Origin of the sequence: Pseudomonas fluorescens, from assembly GCF_902497855.1 — a bacterium.
GTDB classification, from domain to species: domain Bacteria; phylum Pseudomonadota; class Gammaproteobacteria; order Pseudomonadales; family Pseudomonadaceae; genus Aquipseudomonas; species Aquipseudomonas fluorescens_BI.
The window spans coordinates 272513-298240 of record NZ_CABVHU010000006.1 but is presented as its reverse complement, the minus strand read 5'-3'; the positions used below and the strand labels follow the sequence as shown (position 1 = coordinate 298240).

Genomic DNA, 25728 nt, shown 5'->3' with positions numbered 1-25728 from the left:
GCTGATCTGGTGATCAAATTCTATGATCACCTCACCAGCGCACCCCCAAGCCCCGGAGCACTCACATGGAAATCAAACACTTGCGGTCATTTGTGACCTTGGCGGAGGAGCTTCATTTCGGTCGCGCAGCCCATCGACTGTCTATCGTTCAACCGGCGCTGAGCATGCAGATCAAGATGCTGGAGGAAGAGCTTGGGGTGCGCCTGTTCGAGCGCAATCGGCACTCGGTAGCACTGACGGAAGTGGGGGCAATCTTCTTGCCTGAGGCTCGCGCGACCTTGCATCAATCGGCCCATGCGGCAGATGTGGCCAGGGCTTCAGGGCGAGGGGAAATAGGTCGTGTGCGTTTGGGCTTCGTATCCTCGGTACTGCCCGAGCTGCTACCCACCCTGATCCGCTCGCTGCATAAGCGTTTCCCGCGCATTGAACTGGAACTCAAGGATATGCCGGGCCCGGATCAGGCCGCGGCACTGAAAAACGGCCGACTCGATTTCGGGTTGATGCGCTTGCCAGCCGTCATTCCTGGCATTCAGACCCGAGAAGTGTTGCAGGAGACGTTCATTGTTGCCTTCCCGAGCGATCATCCGCTGGCTTCGTGCGACACGTTGCACCCGACAGCGCTCGCTCAAGTGCCCGTTTTCATCTTGGCCAGGCGTTACGCGCCAGGCTTTTACGATGGGCTGATGCAAACCCTGAGCAGCCACGGCGCACAGCTGGAAATCGCCTCGGAACTGGGTGAATTCACCACGATGCTCGCGCTGGTTTCCGCCGGACTCGGCGTCGGGTTACTACCCGCCCATGCCGGGCGGGCGCTGCCCGCCAATGTCATTTCCAAACCCTTGGAACTGGGGAACTACCGAGCAACCACTGGCCTTGCCTGGGTTGATCTAAACAGTGCAGTGAAGACCACGGTGTTCAGTTTGATGAGTGAGCTACTTCTTGAACCCATTGGCTATGGTTCTCAATAAGAGAGAACAGCCTTAGTCACTCAAAAAACCCAGGAAAGGAAGATAACGTCGGTCCTAAACACCGTGCTAGAGCGCCAAAGCTGGCATCAACTCACACGAATGCAGTGAGGATTCCACTCAGAGCCAGCCGATTAATGGGGGTAAAAATGGTCAAAAATAAAAAGGGGTCGCGAGATAAAATCTCGCAACCCCTTGATTTATATGGTCGGCACGGAGTGATTCGAACACTCGACCCCTAGCACCCCATCTCCTTTTTCATACTTCTTGAAAGCTTCCAAAATTTTACTCTGGATTTTTCTAAGCTAGTATTTACTTGAGCTCCAGCGGTGTTCTGCGCTACGAGAATCCAGTAACGTCCATCAAGAGCCGACGTTTTTTGTGGGGGTAAAAGTAGGGGGGAGTCCGCTTTATGACCAGCCCCCAACGTTTTTCAATCAATATGGTAAAGAGTCAGGCGTCCTGCAAAATCAGGTCGGCGCCCTTCTCCGCCACCATTAGTACTGCAGCGTGTGTGTTGCCGCTCGTCACATTGGGAAAAATCGACGCATCGACGATGCGCAGACCATCGAGACCATGGACTTTAAGCTGTTTATCGACCACCGACTTCTGTACATCCGCACCCATCGCGCACGAGCCGCACAGGTGATAGATCGAACCACTGTTTTCGCGAAAGTATTGCAGCATCTGCTCGTCGCTTTCGACCACCGGCCCCGGGAGCACTTCCGCAACCGTAATGCTTTTCAAGGCCGGCGCCTGCATGATTTTGCGCATGAGCCGACTGCCCTGGATCACTTCGTCGATGTCTTTTTGCGTGCTCAGGTAATTGGGGTCGATCAGCGCCGCGTCCCGGGGGTTCTTCGACTTGATCTCGATATGCCCACGACTCGTCGGCCGGCACGGGTTGAAACATAACAGGAAGCCGGAATACGGCTCGGGCTTGAGGCTGGCCTTGTTGTTTTTCGGAATCTGGTACGACAGCGGATTGAAGTACAACTGAAGGTTCGGGTTGGCCTGCGCCTCGTTTCCACGGAAGAAACCACCGGCCTGGTTGACGCTCATCGCCAAGGCACCCTTGCGGGTCAGCAGGTATTTGAGGCCGAGCTTGAACTGCCCGAACAGCGAGCTGAGCTGATCATTAAGCGTCGGGATGTTGGCCTTGTAGTAGTAGCTGGCGCACAAGTGATCCTGAAGGTTCTGCCCCACCGCCGGCAGGTGCTTGACCAGCGGGATCTGGTGCCTGGCCAGCAACGCCTGATCGGCGACACCGGATAGTTGCAGAATCTTCGGTGTGTCGACGGCACCGGCGCAGAGGATCACCTCCTTGCGCGCCTGGAAGGTGCGGACCACGCCGTGTTGGGTCACGGAAATACCGCTGGCCCGCTCGTTCTCGAACAACACCCTATCCACCAGTGCGTAATGCTCGACCGTCAAGTTCGGGCGGCTGAGTGCGGGATGCAGATGCGCAAAACTACTGGAGCTGCGCTGGCCGTCCTTGGTGTTGACATCGTAGATACCCGAGCCTTCGAATTTCGGCCCGTTGAAATCGTCACTATGAGGGTACCCGAGTTCGTCGCACCCCTTGAGGAACACATCGCAGATCGGATGGGTCTCGCCCTTCATCGGAGTGATGCTGATCGGGCCGCTGCCGCCGTGATATTCGCTGTCGCCCAGTGGGTGGTTTTCCAGTTTGCGGAAATACGGCAGCACGTCCTTGAAGCTCCAGCCGTCGTTGCCGTTGGCCGCCCAGTCGTCGAAGTCATGGGCCTGGCCACGGACATAGACCATCGCGTTGATTGAGCCCGAACCGCCCTGGACTTTACCGCGCGGCGCATAGATTTCGCGATTGTTGAGCTGCTTTTGCGGCTGGCTGTAGTACATCCAGTTGAAGGTCGGGTTGTAATACATTTTGGCGAAGCCGACCGGGATCTTAAACCACAGGGAGCTGTCCTTGCCGCCCGCTTCCAGCAGCAGCACCGTGTGTTTGCCGCAGGCCGATAGCCGGTTGGCGAGGATGCAGCCGGCGGCGCCGGCGCCAGCAATGATGTAGTCGTATGTCATGCACGGTTACCGCGTAAGTCGTTATCCAAAAAAACCACCCGTTCCCACAAGTGAGCCGCGGGAAATCCCGTCAGCCTCTGGCAGGCGATGTGTCTTTGACGTCTGCCGGGGTCGGCGCCATTTGCAGGTGCAAACGTTCGCCGGTGTATGGCGAATGCCTGCGCACCACGTCCATGTTGAGCTCCAAACCAAGGCCTGGCTCGGTGGATGGGATGATGTAGCCGTCCTCCCATTTCAGTGGCTTGGTCAGGACTTCGGCGTGGAAACCGCCCCAGGTCATGATGCTTTCCTGGATGAGGAAATTCGGTGTGCAGGTCGCCAACTGGAAACTCGCCGCCGCGCCAATCGGCCCGTTATAAAGGTGCGGCGCGATCTGCGCGTAATAGGCCTCGGCCATGCTCGCGATCTTCTTGGCTTCCAGCAGTCCGCCGCAACGGGCGACGTTCATTTGCAAAATCGACGCACCGCCGGCCTGCAACAGCTTGAAGAATTCGTACTTGGTGGTCAGCCGCTCGCCCGTGGCAATCGGGATTGTGGTCTTGGCCGCGACTTGCGCCATCGCCTCCTCCTGCCCCGGTGGCACCGGTTCCTCAAACCACAGCGGGTCGTACTTCTCCAGGCGCTTGGCCAGGCGAATCGCCGAGGACGGGACCATTTGCCCGTGAGTACCGAACAGCAGGTCGCACTTGTCGCCCACCGCTTCGCGGATCTTACGGCAGAAGGTTTCGCATCGCTCCAGCACTTCCACCGAAATCTGGTGCCCGGAATACGCGGTATAGGGCCCGGCCGGGTCGAACTTCACGGCGGTGAAGCCTTTATTCATGTTCTCGACAGCGCATTCGGCGGCCAGGTCCGGGTCGTCGTAGTCGTACTCGCCCTTGCTGTTGACCGGGTACAAATAGGTGTAGGAACGCAGGCGCTCATTGACCTTGCCACCCAACAGTTCATACACCGGTTTGTTCGCCGCTTTGCCGATGATGTCCCAGCAGGCCATCTCCAGGCCGCTGACCACGCCCATCATGGTCAGGTCCGGACGCTGGGTAAAACCGCTCGAATAGGCCTGACGGAAAAAGCGTTCGATGTGATGCGGGTCGTGGTTGAGCAGGTAGCGTTCGAAAACGTCTTCGATGATCGGCAGCATGGCTTTGGGGCCAAAGGTCGCGGCGTAGATTTCGCCGACACCTTCAATGCCGCAGTCGGTCTTGAGCTTGACGAACAGCCAGTACATGCCGCCGATGTGCGGTGGCGGGACGGCAACGATGTGGGTTTCAAGGGCGACGATTTTCATCTCAGGCACCTGCTTTATTCAAAGAAGTCTTGATCAAAGATTGACGGTTGATACGAGCACGCAAGGTCAGGGCCGCGAGGGTTCCGAGCAGGCCGACGAAAGCGATGTAACCGAAATACAGCTTGTAACCAACGGCACCGGGGAAATGCTCGGTAAGGTAGCCATTGATCAACGGAATAAAGGCGTCCGGCAGGTAACCGACCACCGAGACAATGCCGATGGCCAGGCCAGTGATGCGCAGCGGAATGTTGCAGGTGTCGAGGATCGCCCAGTACAAACCGCGAATGGCGTAGGTCATCAGGCCGATGAAGATCACCGTACCGATCAACAGGCCCATGCTGTTGAGCGCCGGAAACACGATCAGGCCGACCATCGCCAATGTCGCGAAGAACAGCGCCACGATCAGCACCGAGATGTTCGAGAACTTGTCACCGAGCCAGCCGCCGCCAATCCCGCCAATCGGGCGCATCCACAATTTGATAGTGGTGATGGTGCCGGCCATGACGGCGGTCATGCCGCCGCCCTGCAAGTAATCGGAGAAGCTGTAAGTGGCCCAGAAGATGTGATAGCCGCAGAACACGATGGCCGTCACCAGCCACAGCTCCGGGATTTTCACCAGCGTGGTCAGGTCGCTGAGCAAGTTGTACTTGCCCTTCTCCACGGACGCCGTGTCTTCCATCGACTTCGGGTCCTTGATCAGCACCAGCACACAGCCGATGGCTATACAGGTGAAGGCGTACAGGTAAACCACGCGCTTGAAACCTTCAGCGGCAGACTCGCCACGGGTTTCGGTGGCAAAGGCAAACAGCCCCAGCGCAACCGTCGCCAGCAAGGCTTCGACCAGCCCGCGACCGCCGTCGAGGATGCCGAAGAACCGGCCCTGTTCCGAGTGATGAGCAATCATCTTCACTCGCTTGAGCACCGAGGCCCAGAACGTCAGGCCGGTGGTCAGGCCCCAGCAACCAAAGATGATCATCAAACCGGTCATCGACGGCGCCGTGGAGTACCAAAGCCCCAAGGCTCCGGTGGCCACCAGCGAAAAGAAAATCAGGAACCGTGGCGCAATCCGGTCCGCCAGCCAACCGCTCGGCAAGTAGCTGAGCAGGAAAATCGTCCCCAGCATCGAGTACAGATAACCGAGTTCGCTGTGGTTGATCTGGAACACTTCGAGCATGGTGGTCTGGTAGACCTGACGCAGGTACAGGATCGGGTAGATCGCCCCGGCGGCCAGCACCAACAGCATCAACTGGAAATAGCGACTTCCCTTGTCACTGTGGCTTTTTGCACCCGCGTTCGAACCCTGAACAGCGGCAACAGTGGTTGCAGGCTTGGACATCTGTGTGACCTCGGGCAGCCCGGTGGTCCGGGTGCCCCAATAATTGTTTTTATAGGTGTGGCGTGAGGCGTGTTACGGGTGGATCAATACTTCATGACGACGAGTCGGGTCTGGGTAAATTCGAGCATGCCGTGCTTGCCGTCATCGCCGCCCAGGCCCGAGCGTTTCCACCCGGCGTGGAAGCCCTGGTACGGGTCGGCCGGGGTCCGATTGACGTACAACTCGCCGGCCTCGATGGCGTTGGCGACTTTCATCGTGGTGCGGTAGTTCTCGGTGTACAGCACCGACGACAGGCCGAACTGGTGATCGTTGGCCATGGCCAGCGCTTCGTCGATGTCGCGGTACTTGAGCACCGGCAGCACCGGACCGAAGATTTCTTCCTGGATCATTTCCATGTCCTGGCGGCAGTTGCTCAGCAGCGTCGGCGGATAGAAATGACCGTTGCCCTGCGGGATAAAACCGCCTGTTTCCAGTACAGCACCGTCGGCGACGGCGCGCTCGACCATGGCGTGGATGTTTTGCTGCGAACTGGCGTTGACCAACGGGCCCATCAGGCTGGCGTCGGTGGCGCGGTCGCCAAACTTCACAGCGCTGATCTTCACTTTGAGCAGTGCGAGGAATTGTTCGTAGACGCTTTCCTGCACATAGACACGCTCCACAGCCGTGCACAACTGGCCGCAGTGAGTGGTCTTGGAAGCGACGATGGCGCTGGCGGCGGCTTCAAGGTCGGCGTCGGCTTCGATGATCACCGGGGTTTTTCCGCCCAGCTCCAGCGATGGCTTGGCAATGTTGTCCTTGCAGTAATCGAGCACGATGCGCCCGGCGTTGACGCTCCCGGTCAGGGTGATCAAACCGACCGCTTTGTGGGTGCAGACCGCTGCGGCGGTGGCATGGTCCATGGTCAGGATGTTGACCACGCCAGCGGGCAAGCCGGATTGCTGCACAGCCTTGGCGATTTCAAACGCCGAGGTCGGGGTGTTGTTACTCGGACGCACCACCACGGTATTACCGGCAATCAGCGCCGGGGCGATTTTGCGCAGCAAGGTGTAGACCGGGTAGTTAAACGGGATCAGGCACGCGACCACGCCAATCGGCTCGCGGTGCAAGAAGAGGTTTTCGTTCGGGGTGTCGCTGGGAATGATCTCGCCTTCGATCCGCCGCGCCCACTCCGCGTGGTAACGGGTGATCTGCGCGGCGTAACGGGCTTCGTTGCTGGCGTCGCTAACGCTCTTGCCGGACTCGGCGGCCAGGGCGGCACCGATGTTCTCGGCGCAGGCTTCAAGGGCGTCGGCGAATGAGCGCAAGTGCTCGGCGCGTTCGATGCTGGTGAGCTTGCCCCAGAGCTTCTGGGCGGCGGCGGCAGCATCGACGGCGGCGGTGGCTTCAGCGGTAGTTGCCGCCGAGACCTGACCGACCAAGGCTTCGGTCGCCGGGTTGTAGACTGCAATCAGCGCATCGCTGGCAGGCTCAATGAAGTGACCGTTTACAAAGTTTCGCTCGAGTCGCATGTGAATCGCCCATCGTTGTTTTTATCCAGTTCCCGCAGTCTTGGCATCCTGAGGGGGTTGAACAAACGATTTATTGAGCGGTGGAACATTCGAAAAAAGCAGGTTACCCCTTGAACGAGTCAAATCCCCCGTTGGAGCGGGCTTGCTCGCGAAGCGGCTGCTCAGTCAACATTGATGTTGGCCGACACGACGCCTTCGCGAGCAAGCCCGCTTCCACAGGGGTTGGGGGTTTAGCTGGTGGCGGTGGAGGGTTCGAGCTGGCGTTGCGCCAACCAGATTTCTTCCTGCAACCACTGGCTGAACATCTGCAATTGCGGCATTTCAGTCTGCTCCGGCCGGGTCACCAGCCAATAGGATTGATGCCCTTCCACGTGCACGTTCAGCACCTGGGTCAACTGCCCGCTGGCCAGCTCCGGCGCGACCATGTGCCAGTCGGCAATGGTGATGCCCAAACCATCAGTGGCCGCACGGATCGCCAGGTCCAGAAGGTCGAATTCATAACCGCCCTGGGTGTCGACGCCGCTGATTTTCGCCGCGTCGAGCCAGTGTTTCCAGGTCAGGTAGCGCTGGTCTTCCCGAGCCAGCACGTGCAGCAAAGTCAGGCGATTAAGGTCGATGCCGCCTTCGCTCCACTCCCGCGCATACAACGACGGCGCGCACACTGCGATATGCCGTTCCTGGATCAGCAGCGAGCTATCCAGACCGTCCCATTCGCCATCGCCAAAGCGGATCGCGCAGTCCAGGGTGCTGGTTTCCGCCAGGCTGTCTTGCAGACGAGTGGTGATGCTCAACTCCAGCTCCGGGTGCTTCTCGCGCAGCCGTCCGAGGCGCGGCATCAGCCAACGACTGGTGAACGTCGGCGGCGCGTTGATGTGCAGCCGATTGGCGTGGGATTTCTGCTGGATGCTACGCACCGTCAGCTCGATCTTGTCGAAGGATTGATGCAGCGCCCGCAGCAACACCCGGCCGGCGCTGGTCAGTTCGAGGTGATGATGCCGGCGCTCCAGCAGGTTCTCGCCGAGCTGTTCCTCCAACTGACGCACCTGGCGGCTGACCGCACTTTGGGTGACATTGAGCAACTCCGCCGCCCGGGTAAAGCTGCCGGTGCTGCCGGCCACTTCGAAGGCTTTGAGCGCATTGAGTGCGGGCATTTTGCGTTTCATGAACAGTACTCGCGCAAGGGCTGACGAGTACCAAGCATCCCACGGCTTGTGGGAAATTTCCTGAGTAACATGCATTTTTGTGTTGTGTAGGACGATTTCATTGTCCTAAAACCCTTTGGCTTTGGCTTGGGTGGGAGCGGGCTTGCTCGCTCCCACATTAATCACCGTTGTATCAACGAGTCGTTTTTGATCTGGAAGCTGTCGCTCACGCATAAATAGCATGAGTATTTCGCAGCCCACTCATGACTATTAAGCACTGGCTGTTTTCTTTATATAAACGCTAGTCTGACTTCAATTAAACACCTTAATAAACAAACGCACCTACATAGGGCGAACCCTACAACTTCGCCCCATTCTGTTGCAATTAATCTGATCGAGCCAAACATGCCCATCACTGTAAGTTCACCCGCAAGAAGTATTGGCGTATTGGCTCTAATCTTCACCGCATGTAACGCCACCACCCACGGTTTCAGTATTTTCCTGTATTCCGCGTTGTTGCCCGAGATCCGTCAGGTATTCGAATTGAGCTACAGCCAGGCCGCGTTCATCGCGGCGTTGCTGCAACTATTCTACATGGGCGCGTCGATTGTCAGCGGCATCGCGGCGGCGTGGATCAGCCCGCGCAACATGGTGCGCCTGACGATGGCCTTTAGCCCGGCGCTGTTGGCACTGGCAGTTGCGACGCCGTGGGTGCTGCCGTTTGCGTTGTGCCTGGCGCTGGTGTCGGCCTGTGCGGTGTCGAACTGGAACGCCATCGCCGCGTTGGCCAGCGAGGTGGTCCCCGCCTCACTCCGCAGCCGCGTGCTGGGGCTGGCATCTTCGGGGGCGGCATTTGCGATCTGCCTTAACGGCGTGTTGATCGCTCTGCTGCACGGTATCTCGTTGATGCACTTCTGGCTGATTTGCGCCGTGCTGACGTTGATCGTCACCCTGCTGACCTTCTGGGCCTTGGCCCCGTTGGTGACAGAACCACGGATCAAGCCCGGCAGCACGCCGTCATTGCGCCGGGTTTTAAAGCAATGGCTGAACCTGTGCCAGGAGCACCCGGTAGCGCTGCATATTCTGCTGCTCAGCGCCTTTATCGGCGGGGTCAGCGGCCCCTTCCTCAACTTCCTCTCAGCGTTTGCCAGCGAACGGCTGGCCGCCAACGCGCAGATCACGGGTTCGCTGTGGACGCTGATCGGGATCGGCGGGGTTGTCGGCGGTTTGCTGCTGGGGTCACTGGCTGATCGCTGGGGCGCATTAAGGGTGATGGCGTTGAGCATCAGCGCGTTTGGCCTGGCGATGTTGGTCCTGCTCTGGCAACCGAGCCTGAGCTTGACCTGGCTGGCCGCCGGGCTGTTTGCGCTGTTCTATTTCCCGGTCTGGGGCCTGATGGCCGCCTACCTCAGCGCACGGTTAAGCCCAGTGCAAAGCCTGCAAGTGGTGAGCCTGAGCATGGTCGGTTATGGCTTGGGCAGCGCCACCGCGAATTGGCTGTGCGGCTGGCTGCTGCAAGCCACCGGGCAGTTTGCCCTGGTGCATGGCTGGATCGCCTGCTGGGTGACGGCGAGTCTGTTACTGCTGGGGCTGATGGCCCGTCGTCAACGCCGCGAGCCCGCGCTCCGCCAGCCACTCTGAACGACCCAACTGGCGAGAAAGAATGTCTACCAAAGCCTCCACCGCCAGCGCCTCACACTGAGTCGAACGCCAGAACATCAATCGCGCCGGCTCAATCGGCGGAAAGCCCTGAGCCTCGTCGAGCACCTGCCAACCCGTCGGCACCAGACGCCGCGCCGTGACACCGACCGACTGGCCCTGCTCAATGGCAATCCCGATACCGCTCGGGCTCTGGCTGGTGTAAACCACGTGCCACGGCCGCCCGGCCTCGGCCAGCGCCCTGACTGCGTTGGCGCGAAACGCACACCCCTCGGCATACACCGCCAGCGGCACCGAATCGCCTTCACCCGCGCGCCAACCTTCAGCCGCGACCCACACCAGCGGCTCGTCGCACAGGTACTCACCCGGTTGCAGATTGGCGTGTTGCACACCCAACACCAGATCCAGTTCACCGCGTTGCAAACGACTGACCAGCGCCGTGGACATCTCGCAACAAATGTCCGGCCGCATATGCGGAAACTGCGCTTGAAAATCCCGCAACACCTCGGCTAGGCAGAACTGGGCGTAGTCCTCGGGCATGCCGACGTGGATGCACACCTGTTCGTCAGGCAGCTGCACGGCGTTGATTGCATCGGCGTGAAGCTTGAGGATCTGCCGCGCGTAAATCAGAAAAGTCTCGCCACCGGGCGTCAGGCTGACCGAGCGACTGGTGCGCTGCACCAACGGCGTGCCGACGATCTCTTCTAGGCGCTGTAAACTCTGGCTAATGGTCGATTGGGTTTTGTGCAGGCGCTCGGCTGCCGCGGAAAACCCATGGCACTCGATAATAGCGACAAAAACTTTAAGTAAGGTCCCATCCAGTTCGCCTGACATAACTATCGCCCCTGCCGATGGATTCGATCACAACTTGTAATTTCCACTTCGCACCTCTTTAAGCAACTATCGATTCAACGCCAAACACTGTTAATTGATAGTTCCAGGAGACTTGCATGAGCCTTCAACTTGCCGACGCCGAAGTTGGCGATATCAGCGACATTATTGATACCGAGTTGTACCCCATACATGATTCGGGCCATGTCCGATTGCAGGCGCTGATCGAACACGCTCGCGCCGAACTGGCCGAGGACGGTTGCTGCCTGCTGAAGAACTTCCTGCGACCCGAGGCGCTAAAACAGGCACGTGCCGAAGGTCAGGCGCTGTCGGGAAAAACCTTTTACTCGGTGCGCAAAGTCAACGCCTACTTCACCGAAGACGACCCCGCTCTGCCCCAGGATGACCCGCGCCGCACATTCATGGAGCGCACCAGCGGTTTCGTCACCCGGGACATGATCGCCCCGGACGCGATCATCCATCGCCTGTACGTCTCGCCAATGATGAAACGCTTTATCGGCGCCTGCCTCAACGAGCCGGAGATTTTCGAATACGCCGACCCATTCGCCGGGCTGGTGATCAATGTGATGCCCCAAGGCACCGAGCAGCCCTGGCACTTCGACACCAACGAATTCATCGTCAGCATGATGACCCAGAAGCCCGAGGCTGGCGGTCTGTTCGAGTACGCGCCGATGATCCGTACCCGCACCCAGGAAAACCTCGGCGCCGTCGGCAAAGTGGTGCGCGGCGAAGACCACAGCCGCGTGCAGGAACTGGAACTCAACCCCGGTGACTTGCAGATATTCAAGGGCCGTTTCTCGGTGCACCGGGTGACCCGCGTCGAAGGTGCCACCGAGCGCAACACGGCGATCTTCGCCTACTCCGAAAAGCCCGGAATCATCGGCCGTGCCCAGCGCACCAAACAGCTTTACGGACGCCTGTCCGAAGCCCACCTGCAAGCCGAACGCAACCTGGTGCGCAGCGACCAGTTGCTCGACTGATCCGCCCCCAAAAAATCCTAGAAAAAAATCAACCGTATTTGCCCTGCGAGGAACACCCCATGAGTCTGTCCGGCCCTAACCGCAACCCTGCCGACTGCGAACCGACGTACGACGAGATCCAGCAGATCCAGCTCGACCGTTTGCAACGGGTGCGCAACGAACTGAAAAAACGCGACTACGCCGCCTGTGTGTTGTTCGACCCGACTCACATGCGCTACGCCACTGGCTCGCGCAACATGCAGGTGTACTCGGCGCGCAACCCGGCGCGTTACGCCTTCATTCCGGCAGAAGGTCCGGTGGTGGTCTTCGAATTTGGCGGCTGCCTGCACTTGGCGGAACAGCTCAACACCGTCGACGAGGTGCGCCCGGCCAAAGCCATTTCTTACTACTTCTGCGACAGCTTCCTGAACAACGTCACCGCCGAATGGGCTGCCGAAATCGACGAACTGGTGCGCAAGTGCGGCGGCAATAAGCGGATCGCCATCGAAAGCGCGACTTCGGCGGCCGCGTTCGAACTGCAAAAACTCGGCTACCAGATTTTCGACGCACAGGAACCACTGGAGCGCGCGCGCTGCATCAAAGTGCCAAACGAGCTGAAGATGATCCGCGCCAGCCTGCGTGCCACCGAAGCGGGTGTGCGCTTGATGGAAAGCAAATTGGTGCCGGGCATCAGCGAAAACGAACTGTGGTCGCACCTGCACCAGCACGTGATCGCCACCGACGGCGACTACGTGGAAACCCGCTTGCTGTCCTCCGGCCCGCGCACCAATCCATGGTTTCAGGAATGCAGCACTCGGCCGATCGAGGCCGGCGACCTGGTGGCGCTGGACACCGACGTAGTCGGGCGTTTCGGCTACTACGCAGACTTTTCGCGGACCTTCCTGTGCGGCGAGCAAGCCGCCACCGCCAAGCAACAGGAACTGTACAAACTGGCCTACGAGCAAGTGCAGACCAACATGGAAATGCTCAAGGCTGGCCGCAGCTTCAAGGAATACGCCGAACTGGCCTGGAGAATCCCGGACAACTACAAGGCCAACCGCTATTTCGCGCTGGCCCACGGCGTTGGTATGACCGGTGAATACCCGTACGTGGTGCACCGCGAAGACATAGATGCGCTGGGTTACGACGGAGTGTTCGAAGCCGGCATGACCATCTGCGTGGAAAGCTACATCGGCCACGATGAGGGCGGCGAAGGGGTCAAGCTCGAAGAGCAGATCTACATCCACGAAAACGGCATCGAATTGCTCTCCGACTACCCGTTCGATCCGCGCCTAATGCCGCGTTGAGTTGCCCGGACGGCGCCGTCACCTCCATCGACACCGTCCGTTTTTCCCCTTGTTCCCTCCCGGAACAAGGGGCGTTTGCGGCCACCGCGCAGTGTTTCGAACCCGCGCTTTCCTCCGTCCGGCCTGCCTAGCTCAAGCGGCAGCCTTCCTTACGGTCAGTAACATGCATTTATCGAACGTTTCAGCGTTGAATTTATCGTTTGTCGATCTTTGCCCAGATGACAAAACTGCGGGCATCTCTAATAAAAACAACATGAGAGCAGCCCTATGTCATACCCCGCCTCCGTCCTCCTGATTTCGTTGCGCCTTGTTCTACTGCCGGCTTCACGCCTGTCACGCCTGCGCCTTCGCGCTGCTTGCCACTGACAGTTTCGGTTTATCGAAAACCGACCGCGTCTGCCGCTCGCCGCATCTGCGGCCAGTCGAAAAACGCACTTTTGCACGTTATCGGAGAGGCATATGAAAGAATTAATGACACTGGACGGCAGCCTGCCGCATCCAGCGGTAAACGACCTGTGCACCCAAGTCAAAAGTGGCGAGATCAATCGTCGCCAGTTCCTGCGCACTGCCGCTCTGCTGGGTATCACCGCCGCCAGCGCCAGCACCTTCCTCGGTTCCGCGCTACTCGGTAACTCGGCCCACGCCGCCGATGCAGTCACCCCGCGTCAGGGCGGCAGCCTGCGGTTTGCCTGCGCTATCCAGGAAATCCAGGACCCGATGCTGATTACCTGGATCGAAGCCTCGAACCTGTTGCGCAACTCCTTGGAGTTCCTGACCTGGGTCGACGCCGACAACATCACTCACCCGTACCTGGCCGAGAGCTGGAGCCCCTCCGAGGACCTGAAAACCTGGACCTTCAACCTGCGTCAGGACGTGAAGTGGAGCAACGGCGACACCTTCAACGTCGAGGACGTGCAGCACAACATCGAGCGCTGGATTGCCGCCGATTCGAAGTCGATCAACCGCACCGCGTTCCAGGACATCACCGCCTTCGAAAAAGTCGGGGACTTCCAGTTCCGCCTGGTACTGAAGCGGCCGATGCTGGCGATCCCGGAAATGCTCAACGCCTTCACCTGCGCCATCGTCCACCGCAGCTTTAAGGCCGGTGACGACTGGGCGAAAAACCCGCTCGGCACCGGGCCGTTCAAACTGGTGTCGTTCGCGGTCAACAAGCAGGCGACCTTCGCCAAGCGCGCCGACTACTGGCGCAAACCAGCCAACCTCGACGAACTGCGCTACGTCGACATGGGCACCGACATCTCCACCCACCTCGCCGCGTTGCAGGCCGGGCAAGTGGACGTGCTGTACCGGGTGACGGTGGCTGAACTCGACTTGGCGAAACGCTTGCCAGGCGCGCAATTGCTGACCTGCAAGTCGGCGCAAACCATCGTCATGCGCATGGCCTGCGACCAGAAGCCATTCGACGACGTGCGGATTCGCAAAGCCGTGGTGCTCTGCACCGACAACGCGCAGATGCTGAAAATCGCCTATCGCGGCATGGGCACCCTGGGCGAAGATCACCACGTCGCCCCGTCACACCCGGAATACTTCCCGCTGCCTAAACGGGCTCGGGACGTGGCTGGGGCAAAGAAGTTGCTCGCTGAAGCGGGTCATCCGAACGGCATCGACATCGACCTGATCGTCGGCAACACCCAGGGCCGCTACGAACAGGACTGCGCGCAGATTCTGCAACAGAACTGCGCCGAGGCCGGCATCCGCATCAACCTCAAGGTGATCCCGGCCACCCAGTACTGGCCGATCTGGGACAAAGCAGCGTTCAGCCTCACCTACTGGGCGCATCGCCCGTTGGGCGTGATGTCGCTGGAACTGGCCTACCGCAGCGGCGCGGCCTGGAACGAAAGCCATTACAGCGACCCGGCGTTCGACGCCGCGCTGGACAAAGCCATGGGCATCATCGACCCGAAACAACGGGCGGCGGCGATGCAAAGCGTCGAGCAGATCCTGCAAGACGCCTGCGTCATGGTCCAGCCGTTCTGGGGCGACAAATTCACCGCCGCGAGCAAGAAAGTCCAGGGCTTCCAGGTTCACCCGTCGGATTTCTACCCAATGGATCAAGTCTGGTTGAGCGCCTGATTCAAGCGCCGCCCACGAGCCCGCCCACCCCGGTGCGGCGGGCCGCCATCCCTTGATTAGCCGGAGCGTGCGAGCATGGCTGAATTTCTATTGCGCAAGTTATTGGCGCTGGCGGCAACGTTGCTGTCGGTGTCGGTGATCGTGTTCCTGGCCCTGGAACTGAACATCGAGGACGTCGCGATCAACGTCCTCGGCCCCTACTCCGCCGCCGACCAACGCGCCGCGTGGCTGGTGGAACACGGTTACAACCAACCTTTTGTCTGGCGCTACCTGGTGTGGCTGAAGGATTTCCTCAGCGGCGACTGGGGCACCTCGGTGCACTTTCGTGAGCCGGTGATTGACCTGCTGCTGCCGAACCTCGGGCAAACGTTGATCCTTGCGGGCCTGGCGTTGGCGGTGATGGTGCCGGTGGCGTTGACCCTCGGCATCCTGGCCGGGATTCGCCAGGGCTCGGCGGTGGATCGGCTGGTGTCGTTTCTGTCGATTGTCACCACCTCGATTCCGGACTTCGCCAGTGCGGTGTTTGTCTCGGCGATCTTCGTGTTCTGGCTCAACTGGCTGCCAGGCGTGAGCAGCATGAGTGACGGCTTCAACCCGGTGGAACTGGCGTTGCCGCTGATGGTGCTGTGCCTGTTCGGCATCGGTTATCTGGCGCGGATCACCCGCGCCTCGATGGTCGAAGTGATGCAGGCGCCGTACATCCGCACCGCGCGCCTCAAAGGCGCGTCGACTTCACGGATCGTGCTGCGCCATGCGCTGCGCAACGTGCTGATCGCACCGATCACCGTGATCATGTTGTACATCCCATGGCTGCTGTCGAACGTGATCGTGGTCGAGGTGTTCTTCGCCTACAAAGGCTTCGGCTCGCTGCTGTACACCGCGTCGCTGAACCATGACGTCTACCTGATCGAAGCTTGCGCGATGATCAGCGGCATTGTCGTCGGCGCGACCAAAATTTTCTCGGACCTGGCCTACACCTGGCTCAACCCGCGCATCACCTTGCGCAGTCTTGGCGGAGGTGGCCAATGAACTTCCTCAAAGCGTTCAAACATCCCTTGGCGTTGCTCGGTTTGCTGCTCGTCGGCGGCTGGGTGCTGATGGCGCTGTTCGCGCCATGGCTGGCGCCCCACGATCCACTGGAAAGCTTCACCCCGCTGCTGACACCGATGACGCCGGATGCCGACGGCCTACGCTTCCTGCTCGGCACCGACATGATTGGCCGGGACATTCTCTCGCGACTGATCTGGGGCACGCGGACCGTGTTGTTCTGGTCGATTTTGGCGACGCTGACCGCATTCGCCGTCGGCATCGCCATGGGCCTCTGCGCCGGTTACTTCAATGGCTGGGTCGATGCGCTGCTGTCCTATATCGCCGACACCGTGCTGTCGTTCCCGGTGCTGGTGTTGTACATCGTGATCATCATCGCCCTCGGCGCTTCGGCGTTGAATATCCTGATTGCGGTGACCTTCACCAGCGCCCCGGCGATTTTCCGGATCATGCGCGCGCTGACCATCGACATCCGTTCCCGGGATTACGTGCTCAGCGCCATTACCCAGGGTGAAGGGTCGCTGCGCATCATGCTGGTGGAAATCCTGCCCAATTGTGGCGGCCCGCTGATCGTCGACTTCTGCCTGCGCATCGGCTACACCGCGATCATGATCGGCGCCCTCGGCTTCCTTGGCCTCGGCCTGCCACCGCCGACTCCGGACTGGGGCGGCATGATCAACGAAGGCCGCAGCATGGCCATCGCCTTCCCGCACCTGGTGATCTTCCCGTGCATTGCCATCTCCACCCTGATGCTGGGCCTGAGCCTGTTGGCGGACGGTCTGGACGAACACGCCCAGAAAGGCACAAGGAGTTGAGCATGAGCCAACAACAAGTATTAAGGGTGGAGAACCTCTCCATCGAACTGCCCGCCGGTGCCGATCGCAGCCACGCGGTCAAAGGCATCAGCCTCGACGTGCGCAAGGGCGAAATCCTCTGTGTGATCGGCGAGTCCGGCTCCGGTAAATCAGTGCTCTCGGCGGCGATCATGGGCGATTACGCCAAGGGCCTGCGCCATAGCGAAGGCGTGATCGACTTCCTCGGCGACGACATCTGCCGCATGGACGAACATTCGCTGCGCAAACTGCGCGGCAACCGCATCGCGATGATTTTCCAGGAGCCGATGGCGGCGCTGAACCCGGCGATTCGCATTGGTCAGCAGGTTGAAGAAATCTTCGATATTCACGCACCAACGATGCCCGCCGCCGAACGTCGCGAACGCATGCTGGCCCTGCTCGACTCGACCCAATTGCCCGACCCGCCCCGGATCGCCAACAGCTTCCCGCATCAACTCTCCGGCGGCCAATGCCAACGGGTGGTGATTGCCATGGCGCTGGCGATGAACCCGGATTTGCTGATCGCCGACGAACCGACCACGGCGCTGGATGTGACCACTCAGGCTCAGGTACTGAAACTGGTGCGTGACCTGCGCGGGCGCGGCCAGCACGGCATTCTGTTCATCACCCACGACTTCGGCGTGGTGGCGGAAATCGCCGACCGCATTGCGGTAATGGAAGGTGGTGTGCTGGTGGAAATCGGTGAGCGGGATCAAGTGCTCAACGCTCCGAAACACCCGTACACCCGCAAGTTGATCGCGGCCGTGCCGGCACTGCATCCCGAGTTGCACGCACCGTGCGCCGACGGTGAGTTAGCGCTGCGCATCGAGCACCTGACCAAAACCTACAACGTCGGTGGCCGTTTGGTCCCGGCGCTCAAGGATGTCTCGCTGCAACTGCCACGGGGCAAGACCCTGGCGATTGTTGGTGAATCCGGCTCGGGTAAAAGCACGCTGGTTAAAGCCGCGATTCGGCTGGTGGAAAGCGACAGCGGTCATGTCTGGGTGGGTGACACGGACTTCCTGGCGCTGCGCGGCTCGGCGCTGGCGGCCAGTCGGCGGCGGATCCAGATGATTTTCCAGGACCCGTACGGCTCGCTCAATCCACGCCATCGGGTCGGTGACATCATCGCTCGCGCGGCGCAATTGCGCGGGTTGTCGGCCAAGGATGCGTGGACCGAGGCTGGCGATTTGCTGGAACAGGTCGGGCTCAAGCGTGACGCCCTCAAACGCAAGCCTCGGCAATTCTCCGGTGGCCAGCGCCAACGCATCGGCATCGCCCGGGCCCTGGCGATGCGCCCGGAAGTGCTGATCGCCGATGAAAGCGTCTCGGCGCTCGATGTCTCGGTGCAGAAACAGGTACTGGAGCTGCTCGCCGAGCTGCAACAGCGCCTGAACCTGAGCATTTTGTTCATCACCCACGACCTGCGCGTGGCGGCGCAGATCAGCGACTACATCGCGGTGATGCGCCAGGGCGAAATGGTGGAATACGGCACGGCGGAACAGGTGCTCTTGCGACCGCAAAACACCTACACCCAGACCTTGCTGGCGGCGGCACCCGGCGCTACGGCGATCCCGGTGGCGCCTGTCGCCGAACCCGTACTGAGGCTGATTCGACCGCAAGCCAACTGACTTCGTAACCCTTTCCCCAGGTCGCAGCGTTCGTTGCGGCATGGGCTGCTGTTGCCAACGATAACTAAAAAATCAGGAGTATGACTGTGCGCACAACCACCCCGATTGCGGTCCGTTCCATCGTTCTCATTCCATTGCTCGGCGCTTTCGCGGCGCCGGCCATGGCGGTGCAGGTCACCGACAACCTCGACCTCGGCGGCGCCATTCGGGCGCGCTGGGACTATGACCCGGATCGCGACATCCAGAAATTTGGCCTGGACACGGTGTTCCTCAGCGCCAAGTACAACTCCGACAGTTGGATCGGTGAGGCCCAATACCGTTTCTACGGACGCTCCTATCCTTACCAGTACACCAAGAACTACGGCGATATCCAGTTCGCCAAGTTCGCCTGGGTCGGTTACAGTTTCAACCCCGACCAGCAAGTGCAGGTGGGCCTGAACACGATACCGTTCGGCTTGCAGCCGTACTTCGGCAGCACCTTCTACGAAACCCTGGGCAACGTCATCGGCCTGGAAGATGTGCAACAGGTCGGCGCCAAGTACATCCAGCAAAGCGGTGACTGGAATATCCAGGCCGGTTACTACCTGCGCCCGGCGTGGCAAGGCAAAGGCACCAGCAACGGCGTGACCTACTCCAGCGTGGTGTCCGAGGCCGACGGCTACGTGGCCGACGGCAGCGCCAACCAGGAGCGCAACACCGTGGTGCTGCGGGTGGCCAAAGCCCTGGACCTGGGACCGTGGAAATCCGAAGTCGGGATCTCCGGCCTGACCTCGACCCTGGAGAACAAGGACACCAACAACGATGGCCGCCGTAACGCCGTGGCCGTGCACTACCTTGGCAAAAACGGCCCGTGGGGCGTGCAACTGCAAGCGGCGCGGCAACAGATGTCGCCGCGCAACCCCGGCAGAGATGAACTGGTGACGCTGGGCGGTTATGACGGTACGTTCAACGTCGCCAGTCGCGGCAACTTGTACGTGGCGGATCTTAGCTACGACGTCGGCGGCAAGTACCTGTTCGATCAGATCAGTGGCGTGAAGCTGTATGCCAACTACAGCGCCTTCGACAAATCCGCCGACGACTTCAAGACCTCGCAACGGACGATCTTCGGCACCTCGTTCTCGGTCAGCAAACTGTGGATCGCGACCGAATGGTTGTATGGCAAGAACGATCCGTACATCGGTGGCAGCAGCTACACCCAGAGCTTGGGGGCTGGGGGGAGTAACCAGTGGGAGAATCAGCTGTACATGAACATTGGGTACTACTTCTGATCCTGGTTATTTAACGTTCTTAAGGCAGCCTTCGCGGGCAAGCCTCGCTCCTACGGATTTGAGGTGGCGCATCCATCGCACAACCCGTAGGAGCGAGGCTTGCCCGCGAAGACTTTTGCCCAAACTCCGCTTGCATCTGCCCCTCACACAGGAGTCAGATACGCCCTACAGAATATTCACCAAAAACAATAAACCTGCCCCACGCTTCACTGCGTTGGCGTCAGGTGTGGAGTCACCCTTTAATGCGTCAACTGCCCTCGCTCAACATGCTGCGCGTCTTTGAAGAAGTCGCGCGGCATCGCAGTTTCAGCCAGGCGGCTTTGGGGTTGAACGTCACTCAAGGCGCGGTCAGCCGTCAGATCAAGCAGCTCGAAGATTACCTCGGTGTGGCGCTGTTTATCCGCACGCCGCAAGGCCTGTCGTTAACCGAAACCGGCCTCGCCCTTTCCCCGCAATTGAGCGACGCCTTCGACCACGTCGAACGTGCGCTGCAAGCGGTGCGCGTGCCCAACCTGCGCCAACGCCTGCGCATCGTCGCGCCGCCGACCTGGGCCACACGCTGGTTGTCGGCACACTTGCGCGCGTTCTGCCAACGCTACCCGGACATCAGCCTCAGCGTGACCCACCAGAGCGGCCACGACAGCCTCGCGGAAATCGACTGCCACATCCGCTTCGGCCTCGAAGCCGCCAGCCATTGCAGCAGCCAATTGCTGGTGATGGAACGGCACATGGCGGTGGCCAGCCCGGAGTTGTTCGTCAACGGCCAACCGCCGGATCTGCGGCAGTTTCCGCTGCTGCACATCCTGCACGACGGCAAGCGCTTGAAGGTCTGGGAAAACTGGTTGGCGGCCATGGGGCGTGAGGATGTCGATGCCGGGCAAGGGCTGGAATTCAGCACGCTCGACCAGGTGATTCACACGGCGTTGGCCGGTGGTGGGTTGGCGGTGATTGATCGGCAGATGATTGAAAAGGAACTGGCCAATGGCAGCCTGCTGCCGATCACTCAGGTGGAGGTGGTTGGGCCTTACGGGTATTGGCTGAATGTGGCGAATGACAAGCAAGGGTTGTCGAAAGTGCAGTTGTTTACGCAGTGGTTGGGGTTAGTCAGTAATCCCTGAAACACCATGTTCCCTGTGGGAGCGAGTCTGCTCGCGATAGCGGAGTATCAGTCAACATCCATGTTGAATGTGGTGACCTCATCGCGAGCAGGCTCGCTCCCACAGGGTTTTGTAGCAGTGCTTTAGATTGGGGTCGGGACTTTGGCGGTCCCCGGCGCCCCGCTCTCCACCGGACTCTGCGCCTTGCACGCCTGGCTCAGCGTCAGGGATTTGGTTTCCGGCGCCCAGGCCCAGGAAATGATCGCGCCCAACGCTAGAATCGCCGCCAGGATGCCCATGGTCGGGCTCAAGCCGATCCCCGCTACGCTCACCGGCAACAGGAAGGTGCTGACCGCCGAGCCCAAACGGCTCACCGCTGTAGCAAGGCCAATGCCGCTGGCCCGCACTTCGGTCGGGAAGCTTTCGGCCGGGAACACGCCGACCAGATTGCTCACCGCCGACAACACCAGCGTAAACACGCCGAACACCAGTACCATCAGAAACGCCGCGCTGCCCGGCAACGCCGCCAACAGAAACAACGCTACGGCGAGGATGATGAACGAGTTGATCAGGAAGCCCCGGCGCGAGAATTTCAACGTGCACCAGATCCCGATCAACGCCCCGAAGATCAGCAGCATGTTCAGCATCAGTTCGGTGCCAAAGCCCTCGGCCAAGCCCATTTTCTGCAGGATAGACGGTAGGAAGGTGTAGATCGCAAAGTACGGCATCACGATGCAAACGAAGAACAGGCAGTTGAACGCCGTGCGCTTGCGATATTCAGGACTGAACAGCACCGCGTAGCCGGAACGGGTTTCGGTGGACTGGGTTTCGTCCAGCTCAACGTTGTCGCCCAGGTGTTTCTTGACGACGGCCCGTGCTTCGGCGATCCGCCCTTGATTCACCAACCAACGGGGTGACTCGGGTGTGCCGATCCGCGCAATCAAAATCAACGCTGCGGGGATCGCCGACGAGGCCAGCATCCAGCGCCAGGCGTCGTCACCGAGGTTGAGCATCGCGGTGCCGACGAAGGTCGCGGCGACGTAGCCGAAGGTCCAGATCACGCTGAACGAACCGAGCAGCACGCCGCGATGTTTCTTCGGCGAAAACTCGGCGAGCATCGCGTGACCGACGCTGAAGTCGCCGCCCAAGCCGATGCCGATCAGCACCCGGCAGAGGAACAATTGCAGCGCGGTTTCGGCGTAGAACTGCATCACCGAGGCAATGGTGATCAGGACAAAACTGACCAGGAAAATTTTTTGTCGGCCGACTTTGTCGGAGATCCAGCCGAAGAACAGGCTGCCGAGGAACAAGCCAATCAACGCCGAAGCACCGATCAGTCCCTGCCAGGACGCATCGAGGTGCATCTGCGGACTGAGCAGTGTGAAGGCGATACCGATCAGGCCAAGGATGTAGCCGTCGGTGAAATGTGCGCCGAAGGTGAGCCCGGCGATTTTGAGATGGAAGCGCCCGATGGGCAGGTCATCGATCTTTATCGATTGAGCGGACATGTTCGTCTCCAGTTGTTGTTATTGACGGAGAAATGAAACCGATAGCGCTATCCCTGTAGAAGCGAGGCTTGCCCGCGAAGGCTGAGTGTCAGGCGACATCAATGCCAACTGACACTCAGCCTTCGCGGGCAAGCCTCGCTCCTACAGGGGGTGGGCAGGCTTAGAGCCCACCCATCAACAGGTATTTGATTTCCAGGTAGTCTTCCAGACCGTACTTGGAACCTTCGCGGCCAAGGCCCGATTCCTTGATGCCGCCGAACGGCGCGACTTCGGTGGAGATGATCCCTTCGTTGATCCCGACCATGCCGGCTTCCAGGCCTTCGGCCATGCGCCAGACGCGGCCGATGTCGCGGCTGTAGAAGTACGCGGACAGCCCGTACGGCGTGTCATTCGCCCGTTGCAAGACTTCGGCTTCGTCCTTGAAGCGGAAGCACGCAGCCACCGGGCCGAAGGTTTCATCCTGGGCGATCAGCATGTCGCTGTTGGCTTCTGTGAGGATGGTCGGTTCGTAGAACGTACCGCCCAGCGCATGCCGACGGCCGCCGCACAGGAGCGAGGCGCCCTTCTCCAAGGCATCGCCGACGTGCAGCTCAACCTTGGCCAATGCGGCCGCGTTGATCAGTGGGCCTTGCTCGGTTTCACCGTCCAGCGCACTGCCGACGCGCATCACCGCGACTGCTTCGGCGAGTTTGCCGGTGAAGGCTTCGTAGACGCCGTCCTGAATGAAGAAGCGGTTTACGCAGACGCAAGTCTGCCCGGTGTTACGGAACTTCGAAGCCATCGCGCCTTTGACGGCGGCGTCCAGGTCGGCGTCGTCGAACACAATGAACGGCGCGTTGCCGCCCAGTTCCAGCGAGACTTTTTTCAGCGTGTCTGCCGCTTGGCGCATCAACAATTTGCCAGTGAGGGTCGAGCCAGTGAACGACAGTTTGCGCACGATGCCGGAGGCTTGCAGCGCCCCGCCAATGGACACCGCGTCACCCGATACGACGTTGAACACACCGGCCGGAATACCCGCCTGCTCTGCCAGCACCGCCAACGCGAAGGCTGACAGCGGGGTTTCTTCCGATGGTTTGAGGATCATCGTGCAACCCGCCGCCAGCGCCGGGCCGACCTTGCGGGTGACCATCGCCAATGGGAAGTTCCACGGGGTGATCGCTGCGACCACGCCGATGGCTTCCTTGACTACGATGATCCGCGCGTCAGCCTTGTGGCTCGGGATCACGTCGCCGTAAGCGCGTTTGGCCTCTTCAGCGAACCACTCCAGAAAGCTGGCGGCGTACACCACTTCGCCCATGGCTTCGGCCAACGGTTTGCCTTGTTCACGGCTGAGCAACGTCGCCAGGTCTTTCTGGTTGCTCAGCATCAGCTCGCTCCAGCGCTTGAGGCGCTGGCTGCGTTCCTTGGCGGTCAGCTTGCGCCAGGCCGGCAAGGCACGGTTGGCAGCGGCGATGGCGAGGTTGGTTTCTTCGGCGCCGGCCTTTTGAACCTCGGCGATCACTTCGCCATTGGCCGGGTTCAACACCGGATACGTTGCACCACCGCTGGACCATTGGCCGTCGATGAAATTGCCGTTACGGATCAGCGCGCTCATGCCACAGCCTCGGTCAGGTTAAAGCGTTCCAGCCCCGGACGGGCCGAGCGCAGGATGCGTTTGCCGGCGGTGTAATCGTTGATCACATCGCATGGCGTGTAGTTGCGTTCCAGTTCCTGCAGTTCTTCGGCGTCGAGTTTGGTGTCCAGCGCCGCCAGGGCACTGTCGAATTGCGCGGTGGTGTCGGCGCCGACCAGCATGCAGTCGATCCCCGGATGGTTGGCGACCCAGGCCTGGGCGATCTGCGCGTTCGACACGCCACGGGCACGGGCCACCCGTTGTACCGAATGAGCGATTTCGAACGAGGCTTCGTCGCTGTACATCTGCTGGGTAAAGAAGTCGGTCTGGTTGCGCGTCGACTGCACGTCGCCGGTCAGCAAACCGCGAGCCAATGGACTGAAAACCGAGACGCCGAGGCCTTGATCACGGCAGAACGGAATCATCTCGCGCTCTTCTTCGCGGTACGCGCAGTTCAGTTGCAACTGCATGTTGATCGGCTTGACCCAGCCATTGCGCTCGCAGGCCATGAGGATCTTCGCCAGTTGCCCGGTGAGCATGGTCGAGACGCCGATGTAACGGGCCTTGCCGGAGCGCACGATGTCATTCATCGCGCTCATGGTTTCTTCAACCGGAGTGTTCACGTCGAAGTAATGCAGCATGAACACATCGACGTAATCCATGTTCAGGCGCTTCAGCGAAGCATCGATGCTGTCCATGATGTGCTTGCGCGAATGGCCGCTGGCATTGATGCCGTTGCGGGTGCCGTAGCCGACTTTAGTGGTGATCACCAGGTCTTCGCGACGCGCCAGGCGCTTGACGATACGCCCCACCACTTCTTCGCCGACGCCGGCGGAATAAAAGTCCGCGAGGTCGATGAAATTCACCCCGTTGTCGAGGGCGTGGGCGACGATCGGCTCGCTTTGCTTTTCATCGAAAATCCACGGTTTCCAGTCCGGGGTACCCATGTTCATGGTGCCTAGGCACAGGCGGGAAACTTGCAGGCCGGAGTTGCCCAAACGAATGTATTGCATGGCGCAGACCTCAGGCTTTTGGCGTGTAGAAAGGGTTGCTGATGTGATCAACCACATCCGCCAGTTGCGCGGTTTCCGGTTTGCCGGTCAGGGCGGCGCGAATCGCGGTGCGACAAGCGTTGTAGTTGTTCAGGTAAACCGCATCGAGGTCATCGCAGGCCGGGTTGACCCAGTTGGCGGTGACGATGGCCCATTCGTCTTCGGCTTCCGGCGGCAAGGTGCCATCCAGCAAGGCTTCCAACACAGCCTTGGCGATACCGGCCTGGGACGCGCCCCACGTGGCGTTGCCGTGCAAGTCGCTGCTGATCGCGGCCTTGTTGACGTAAAGGGTCATCGGCTTGACCGGAATGTTTGGCTGGGCGATCACCATGAACGGGCAATGGCCCTGGCTCGGCGACGCCAGGCTGCTGGCAAACGCCTGGCCTGCCGCGCCGTTGCGCGGACCGATCAGGATGTTGATGTGCGCGGCGTTCACGCCTGGGCCTTCGAAACCTTCACCGATGTACAGGTCGAGTTCTTTCATGAGTCGTTACTCTTTTTGGATTTTT

General features: G+C 60.2%; 20 protein-coding genes. 10 read left to right on the top strand and 10 right to left on the bottom strand.

Features of this window, described 5'->3' with window-relative positions; genetic code table 11:
* The first annotated feature begins 65 nt into the window (after positions 1-65).
* Positions 66-968 carry a LysR family transcriptional regulator gene (locus F8N96_RS15005; RefSeq protein WP_150798448.1) on the top strand — a complete coding sequence of 301 codons (903 nt, stop codon included), beginning with the start codon at positions 66-68 and terminating at the stop codon, positions 966-968.
* A gap of 450 nt (positions 969-1418) precedes the next feature.
* Here the strand turns inward: F8N96_RS15005 and F8N96_RS15000 are convergent, their stop codons facing one another.
* The 5 genes from F8N96_RS15000 to F8N96_RS14980 form a co-directional block, all read right to left on the bottom strand.
* Entirely contained in the window at positions 1419-3026 is a 1608-nt protein-coding gene (locus F8N96_RS15000; RefSeq protein ID WP_150798447.1) for a GMC family oxidoreductase, read from the bottom strand.
* Between the two features lie 70 nt (positions 3027-3096).
* Positions 3097-4314: a mandelate racemase/muconate lactonizing enzyme family protein gene (locus F8N96_RS14995; protein ID WP_150798446.1), complete on the bottom strand. Its 1218-nt coding sequence runs from the start codon at positions 4312-4314 to the stop codon at positions 3097-3099.
* A 1-nt stretch (position 4315) separates the two neighbouring features.
* Entirely contained in the window at positions 4316-5650 is a 1335-nt protein-coding gene (locus tag F8N96_RS14990) for an MFS transporter (protein ID WP_150798445.1), read from the bottom strand.
* Between the two features lie 83 nt (positions 5651-5733).
* Positions 5734-7158, bottom strand: coding sequence for an aldehyde dehydrogenase (gene aldA / locus F8N96_RS14985; RefSeq protein ID WP_150798444.1), 1425 nt, complete (start codon positions 7156-7158; stop codon positions 5734-5736).
* A gap of 230 nt (positions 7159-7388) precedes the next feature.
* A complete protein-coding gene (locus F8N96_RS14980) occupies positions 7389-8321 on the bottom strand; it encodes a LysR substrate-binding domain-containing protein (RefSeq protein WP_150798443.1) in 933 nt (310 codons plus the stop codon).
* Positions 8322-8705: 384 nt separating this feature from the next.
* On the opposite strand from F8N96_RS14980, the gene F8N96_RS14975 reads away from it, so the two are divergent.
* Positions 8706-9941 carry an MFS transporter gene (locus F8N96_RS14975; RefSeq protein ID WP_150798442.1) on the top strand — a complete coding sequence of 412 codons (1236 nt, stop codon included), beginning with the start codon at positions 8706-8708 and terminating at the stop codon, positions 9939-9941.
* Here the strand turns inward: F8N96_RS14975 and F8N96_RS14970 are convergent.
* Positions 9879-10793 carry a LysR family transcriptional regulator gene (locus tag F8N96_RS14970; protein ID WP_150798441.1) on the bottom strand — a complete coding sequence of 305 codons (915 nt, stop codon included), beginning with the start codon at positions 10791-10793 and terminating at the stop codon, positions 9879-9881. The genes F8N96_RS14975 and F8N96_RS14970 overlap by 63 nt on opposite strands.
* Before the next feature lie 116 nt (positions 10794-10909).
* Here F8N96_RS14970 and F8N96_RS14965 point away from each other — a divergent pair, with 116 nt between their 5' ends.
* The 8 genes from F8N96_RS14965 (at position 10910) to F8N96_RS14930 (ending at position 21068) form a co-directional block, all read left to right on the top strand.
* Positions 10910-11791 (top strand): hypothetical protein, encoded by an 882-nt coding sequence (locus tag F8N96_RS14965; protein WP_150798440.1) that lies wholly within the window; start codon positions 10910-10912, stop codon positions 11789-11791.
* Positions 11792-11850: 59 nt separating this feature from the next.
* Positions 11851-13077: a M24 family metallopeptidase gene (locus tag F8N96_RS14960; RefSeq protein ID WP_150798439.1), complete on the top strand. Its 1227-nt coding sequence runs from the start codon at positions 11851-11853 to the stop codon at positions 13075-13077.
* Between the two features lie 459 nt (positions 13078-13536).
* A complete protein-coding gene (locus tag F8N96_RS14955) occupies positions 13537-15171 on the top strand; it encodes an ABC transporter substrate-binding protein (protein WP_150798438.1) in 1635 nt (544 codons plus the stop codon).
* A gap of 75 nt (positions 15172-15246) precedes the next feature.
* Complete coding sequence (locus F8N96_RS14950; RefSeq protein WP_054052764.1) at positions 15247-16200, top strand: ABC transporter permease; 954 nt, start codon at positions 15247-15249, stop codon at positions 16198-16200.
* Entirely contained in the window at positions 16197-17033 is an 837-nt protein-coding gene (locus F8N96_RS14945; RefSeq protein ID WP_150798437.1) for an ABC transporter permease, read from the top strand. The genes F8N96_RS14950 and F8N96_RS14945 overlap by 4 nt, the downstream gene beginning before the upstream one ends.
* A gap of 2 nt (positions 17034-17035) precedes the next feature.
* The gene (locus F8N96_RS14940) at positions 17036-18682 is read left to right on the top strand and encodes a dipeptide ABC transporter ATP-binding protein (protein ID WP_150798436.1); all 1647 of its coding nucleotides are present in this window, start codon (positions 17036-17038) and stop codon (positions 18680-18682) included.
* Positions 18683-18843: 161 nt separating this feature from the next.
* Positions 18844-19950 (top strand): hypothetical protein, encoded by a 1107-nt coding sequence (locus F8N96_RS14935; protein WP_412071812.1) that lies wholly within the window; start codon positions 18844-18846, stop codon positions 19948-19950.
* A gap of 242 nt (positions 19951-20192) precedes the next feature.
* The gene (locus F8N96_RS14930; RefSeq protein WP_150798434.1) at positions 20193-21068 is read left to right on the top strand and encodes a LysR substrate-binding domain-containing protein; all 876 of its coding nucleotides are present in this window, start codon (positions 20193-20195) and stop codon (positions 21066-21068) included.
* A gap of 122 nt (positions 21069-21190) precedes the next feature.
* On the opposite strand, the gene F8N96_RS14925 is transcribed toward F8N96_RS14930, so the two are convergent.
* The 4 genes from F8N96_RS14925 to fae form a co-directional block, all read right to left on the bottom strand.
* Complete coding sequence (locus tag F8N96_RS14925; RefSeq protein ID WP_150798433.1) at positions 21191-22555, bottom strand: MFS transporter; 1365 nt, start codon at positions 22553-22555, stop codon at positions 21191-21193.
* Between the two features lie 160 nt (positions 22556-22715).
* Positions 22716-24149 carry an NAD-dependent succinate-semialdehyde dehydrogenase gene (locus F8N96_RS14920; protein ID WP_150798432.1) on the bottom strand — a complete coding sequence of 478 codons (1434 nt, stop codon included), beginning with the start codon at positions 24147-24149 and terminating at the stop codon, positions 22716-22718.
* The gene (locus F8N96_RS14915) at positions 24146-25180 is read right to left on the bottom strand and encodes an aldo/keto reductase (RefSeq protein WP_150798431.1); all 1035 of its coding nucleotides are present in this window, start codon (positions 25178-25180) and stop codon (positions 24146-24148) included. Before F8N96_RS14915 ends, F8N96_RS14920 begins: the two co-directional genes overlap by 4 nt.
* Before the next feature lie 10 nt (positions 25181-25190).
* On the bottom strand, positions 25191-25703 hold the full coding sequence (fae, locus tag F8N96_RS14910; protein WP_150798430.1) for a formaldehyde-activating enzyme: 513 nt from the start codon (positions 25701-25703) through the stop codon (positions 25191-25193).
* Between the last annotated feature and the right edge of the window lie 25 nt (positions 25704-25728).

What these genes read in the sequence shown, in the direction of transcription:
- F8N96_RS14925 (WP_150798433.1), bottom strand. Translation starts at nt 22,555, where the DNA reads ATGTCCGCTCAATCGATAAAGATCGATGACCTGCCCATCGGGCGCTTC.
- F8N96_RS14920 (WP_150798432.1), bottom strand. Translation starts at nt 24,149, where the DNA reads ATGAGCGCGCTGATCCGTAACGGCAATTTCATCGACGGCCAATGGTCC.
- F8N96_RS14930 (WP_150798434.1), top strand. Translation starts at nt 20,193, where the DNA reads ATGCGTCAACTGCCCTCGCTCAACATGCTGCGCGTCTTTGAAGAAGTC.
- F8N96_RS15000 (WP_150798447.1), bottom strand. Translation starts at nt 3,026, where the DNA reads ATGACATACGACTACATCATTGCTGGCGCCGGCGCCGCCGGCTGCATC.
- F8N96_RS14935 (WP_412071812.1), top strand. Translation starts at nt 18,844, where the DNA reads ATGGCGGTGCAGGTCACCGACAACCTCGACCTCGGCGGCGCCATTCGG.
- F8N96_RS14965 (WP_150798440.1), top strand. Translation starts at nt 10,910, where the DNA reads ATGAGCCTTCAACTTGCCGACGCCGAAGTTGGCGATATCAGCGACATT.
- fae (WP_150798430.1), bottom strand. Translation starts at nt 25,703, where the DNA reads ATGAAAGAACTCGACCTGTACATCGGTGAAGGTTTCGAAGGCCCAGGC.
- F8N96_RS14990 (WP_150798445.1), bottom strand. Translation starts at nt 5,650, where the DNA reads ATGTCCAAGCCTGCAACCACTGTTGCCGCTGTTCAGGGTTCGAACGCG.
- F8N96_RS14970 (WP_150798441.1), bottom strand. Translation starts at nt 10,793, where the DNA reads ATGTCAGGCGAACTGGATGGGACCTTACTTAAAGTTTTTGTCGCTATT.
- F8N96_RS14945 (WP_150798437.1), top strand. Translation starts at nt 16,197, where the DNA reads ATGAACTTCCTCAAAGCGTTCAAACATCCCTTGGCGTTGCTCGGTTTG.
- aldA (WP_150798444.1), bottom strand. Translation starts at nt 7,158, where the DNA reads ATGCGACTCGAGCGAAACTTTGTAAACGGTCACTTCATTGAGCCTGCC.
- F8N96_RS14950 (WP_054052764.1), top strand. Translation starts at nt 15,247, where the DNA reads ATGGCTGAATTTCTATTGCGCAAGTTATTGGCGCTGGCGGCAACGTTG.
- F8N96_RS14940 (WP_150798436.1), top strand. Translation starts at nt 17,036, where the DNA reads ATGAGCCAACAACAAGTATTAAGGGTGGAGAACCTCTCCATCGAACTG.
- F8N96_RS14915 (WP_150798431.1), bottom strand. Translation starts at nt 25,180, where the DNA reads ATGCAATACATTCGTTTGGGCAACTCCGGCCTGCAAGTTTCCCGCCTG.
- F8N96_RS14980 (WP_150798443.1), bottom strand. Translation starts at nt 8,321, where the DNA reads ATGAAACGCAAAATGCCCGCACTCAATGCGCTCAAAGCCTTCGAAGTG.
- F8N96_RS14995 (WP_150798446.1), bottom strand. Translation starts at nt 4,314, where the DNA reads ATGAAAATCGTCGCCCTTGAAACCCACATCGTTGCCGTCCCGCCACCG.
- F8N96_RS14955 (WP_150798438.1), top strand. Translation starts at nt 13,537, where the DNA reads ATGAAAGAATTAATGACACTGGACGGCAGCCTGCCGCATCCAGCGGTA.
- F8N96_RS14960 (WP_150798439.1), top strand. Translation starts at nt 11,851, where the DNA reads ATGAGTCTGTCCGGCCCTAACCGCAACCCTGCCGACTGCGAACCGACG.
- F8N96_RS14975 (WP_150798442.1), top strand. Translation starts at nt 8,706, where the DNA reads ATGCCCATCACTGTAAGTTCACCCGCAAGAAGTATTGGCGTATTGGCT.
- F8N96_RS15005 (WP_150798448.1), top strand. Translation starts at nt 66, where the DNA reads ATGGAAATCAAACACTTGCGGTCATTTGTGACCTTGGCGGAGGAGCTT.